This is a genomic window from Thermococcus sp., from assembly GCF_027012695.1.
In the GTDB taxonomy this organism is placed as follows: domain Archaea; phylum Methanobacteriota_B; class Thermococci; order Thermococcales; family Thermococcaceae; genus Thermococcus.
Genome location: NZ_JALUYR010000054.1, coordinates 1 through 2921, shown reverse-complemented (window position 1 = coordinate 2921; position 2921 = coordinate 1). Strand labels below are relative to the sequence as shown.

Here is a 2921-nt window from a genome sequence, read left to right as displayed (position 1 = left end):
CGACAAAGCGGAGATTTCTATAAAGCTCTAATTCCCATTTTTAAAATCCCAAAGAATCAGAGGGTAATTGAAGAAGCGAGCGGTGGAATGCCCGAGTTGGCCACCTCAAGTATTTTATCGCTCTTCCGCTCCTTCTTATGCTGAAGAACAACGATAGAAAGCTTCAGCTTAACCCACTTCTCATTAACACTTATCTCAGCATGAAGGCTCTTAATGTTCCTAAGTATATACCTGTCAACGCCCAACTTCTTCGAGGCTTCCAACAGCTCAAACCCAACCACATCAATCTTATCCCTACCTGGCAACATGCCGAAATCCAAGATGAGGTCGTCCCCAACCATGATTGAGTACTTATACTGCCTATCCGGGACGCTAACAAACAACGAATCAACGACAGGATCATAATCAATGGGCTTAAACTTCTTCTCAACCTCGCTCATTGTCCACCACCTTAACCCGCCTGCTCGAAGGCTGAGGAAACGCCGTCACCACAGTTAGCCTCATCTTACTCTTCCTCTCCTTGGCCTCAACGACAATAATTAAATCCATATCATCCATCTCAGGGTGCACATACGTTAACTTAAACCTGCTCTTCCCCTGTTGCTCAACTCCCCTTAAATCCTTCCAGCGATTAAGCAACACATTCTCAACCAGACTCGGCCTAATGTTTCTCTCCCGCAATCTCAGGGTCAAGAGACACTTCAGTCAGTTCCGTCAAGGGTTCCGCTTGAAGGACTACTCATTATTAAGAGTTGAGAAACTGACTTCTCACTCCCCCACAACCTGCACTATAACCCGCCTGTGCCTCGGCCTTACGTCGAGCTCAACGAAGAAAATCTGCTGCCAGGTTCCCCTTATGAGCCTTCCATCGACGACGGGAAAGCACTCGCTGGCACCGAGGAGCGTAGCTCTAAGATGGCTGTGGGCGTTGTCGTCTATCCTATCGTGAAGGTAGCCCCTTCCTTTCGGGACAAGCTCCCTCAGGATTCTCTTGAAGTCCTCTAAAAGGCCGGACTCGTGCTCTATCGTAACTATAGCGCCCGTTGCCCCCGGAACAAAGACGAGAACGTGACCGTTCTCTATTCCGCTCTCCTCAACGATCTTTTCAACTTCCGCCGTTATGTCAACTAGGTCGATCTCGCCCCGGGTTGAGAAGCGAAGCTCCTCCGCGTGCACCTTCATACCACCACCCGATTACAACCCCCGCTGAAAACCTATTAGGTTTGCGGTCGTGTAGAGAAGGAGGACCAGAGGGTGAAGCCGGTTAATTCTCAGAGAAGAAACATTGCGAAGTGGGCCAGCTTGTCCCCGTTCTCCACCGAAGAAACAGAAACCATGAGAGAAAGATTCAAAAGCAGCAGAAGGATCTGTAGGTCAGCAAAATGACATCATTCCGCCTCTTTGCCCCCAAGGGCTTCCACAAGCTTCCTCAGTTTGTCCACGACCTCGAAGGGGTTTCTCCCGAAGATGTAGACGAGCGGCTCGACGCCGAGTCCGCCCTCGTCGATTACAGCGTCGTAAGAGCCGGTTTTGAACGGACTCGCGATGAGCCTCACCGCCTCCCGATCGGGCAGGCCGCCGGACTTCACGCGCGCGACCTTGAATCCTGCCTTGGCCATTGCCATCTCCATATCATCGCCGTAGCGGACGTTGAGGACGCTCCTGATTCCGGGCGCGAGCTTCCCGAGCTCGACCAGTATACCTGCGGTAAAGCTGCTCGCCCCGAACTCGGGCGGAAGGGCAAAAATCCTGCCCTTGGCTGTGGTTATCCTTCCCGGAACGGCCGCAACGTCCTCCGGACCCCTCGGGGAAGGAAGGGAGTAGGCGAAGTTGCTCCTCACCTCGGGAATCAGCGATGGGAACAAAGCTATCCTCTCGAGCTCGCCGAGGGCCAGAGTGAGAACATCAAGAACCTCGCCCCTGTCCCTCTGAACCGAGAACATCGAGCGGCAGAGTTCCTCACCCACGCCCGAATAGCTCGAATAGAACCTGCAGAGAAAGCCGCTCTGGAAGAGCTCAAAGAGCCTCCTGGTGGCGAGCGCTATTACCTCCTCTCTGTGCCCTCCGAAAAGCACCACTCTGACTATCTCCTCCGCTATAGAGTCAAGCCTCTCAGCTACTTCTTCCGGAGGCCGCTTGTACTTTCTGGCGAGATACTTGCTCACCATCGCCTGGGTTATGCCGAGGTACTCGGCTATCCCCGATTGCCTCATCCCAGCCCGGTAAAGCCCTTCCGCAACCTTGGCTCGAAGGTACGGCATGAGCTCCTCGGCGATGTAAACGCTCGGCGTCTTCATACCATCACCCTAAAACCGGGTTATTGAAATTTTGAACCTGGGTTTAAAGGGTTAGCGGACGTTCATCGACAATTTAATGTCAAAAAACGTTTAAAAATCCGTCGTTTTTTACACGAGAAGGGCTCTTATGGAATGGAAAGGACGCGACGTGATAAGCATAAGGGACTTCTCGAAGGAAGACATTGAGTTCGTTTTGAGCATTGCAGAAAGGCTTGAGGAGGAGCTTAACGAGAAGGGCTCGCTCGACTACGCCCGTGGGAAAATCTTGGCGACGCTCTTCTTCGAGCCGTCAACGAGGACGCGCCTGAGCTTTGAGAGCGCGATGCACAGGCTCGGCGGTTCGGTTATAGGTTTCTCCTCCTCATCGAGCACGAGCGTCAAGAAGGGCGAGAGCTTGGCTGACACGATAAAGACGGTGGAGCAGTACAGCGACGTCATCGTGATAAGGCACCCGATGGAAGGTGCCGCCAGGCTTGCCGCTGAAGTGGCAGAAGTCCCGGTCATCAACGCCGGCGATGGAAGTAATCAGCACCCGACCCAGACTTTGCTGGACCTCTACACGATAAAGAGAACTTTCGGGAAGATTGACGGCTTAACAATCGGTCTGCTCGGCGATTTGAAGTA

Annotated in this window: 5 protein-coding genes; 1 reads left to right on the top strand and 4 read right to left on the bottom strand. The window is 52.8% G+C overall.

The window, feature by feature from the left end:
- Window positions 1-56: 56 nt before the first annotated feature.
- The 4 genes from MV985_RS04575 to MV985_RS04560 form a co-directional block, all read right to left on the bottom strand.
- Window positions 57-440, bottom strand: a complete 384-nt coding sequence (locus MV985_RS04575) for a DUF2283 domain-containing protein (RefSeq protein ID WP_297463663.1) — start codon at window positions 438-440, stop codon at window positions 57-59.
- Window positions 427-558, bottom strand: coding sequence for a hypothetical protein (locus MV985_RS04570; RefSeq protein WP_297463661.1), 132 nt, complete (start codon window positions 556-558; stop codon window positions 427-429). The genes MV985_RS04575 and MV985_RS04570 overlap by 14 nt, the downstream gene beginning before the upstream one ends.
- Before the next feature lie 210 nt (window positions 559-768).
- Window positions 769-1182, bottom strand: coding sequence for a secondary thiamine-phosphate synthase enzyme YjbQ (locus MV985_RS04565; protein ID WP_297463659.1), 414 nt, complete (start codon window positions 1180-1182; stop codon window positions 769-771).
- 206 nt (window positions 1183-1388) lie between these two features.
- On the bottom strand, window positions 1389-2297 hold the full coding sequence (locus MV985_RS04560) for a thiamine-phosphate synthase family protein (protein WP_297463657.1): 909 nt from the start codon (window positions 2295-2297) through the stop codon (window positions 1389-1391).
- 127 nt (window positions 2298-2424) lie between these two features.
- On the opposite strand from MV985_RS04560, the gene pyrB reads away from it, so the two are divergent.
- On the top strand, window positions 2425-2921 hold a 497-nt coding region (gene pyrB / locus MV985_RS04555), incomplete at its 3' end, for an aspartate carbamoyltransferase (RefSeq protein WP_297463655.1).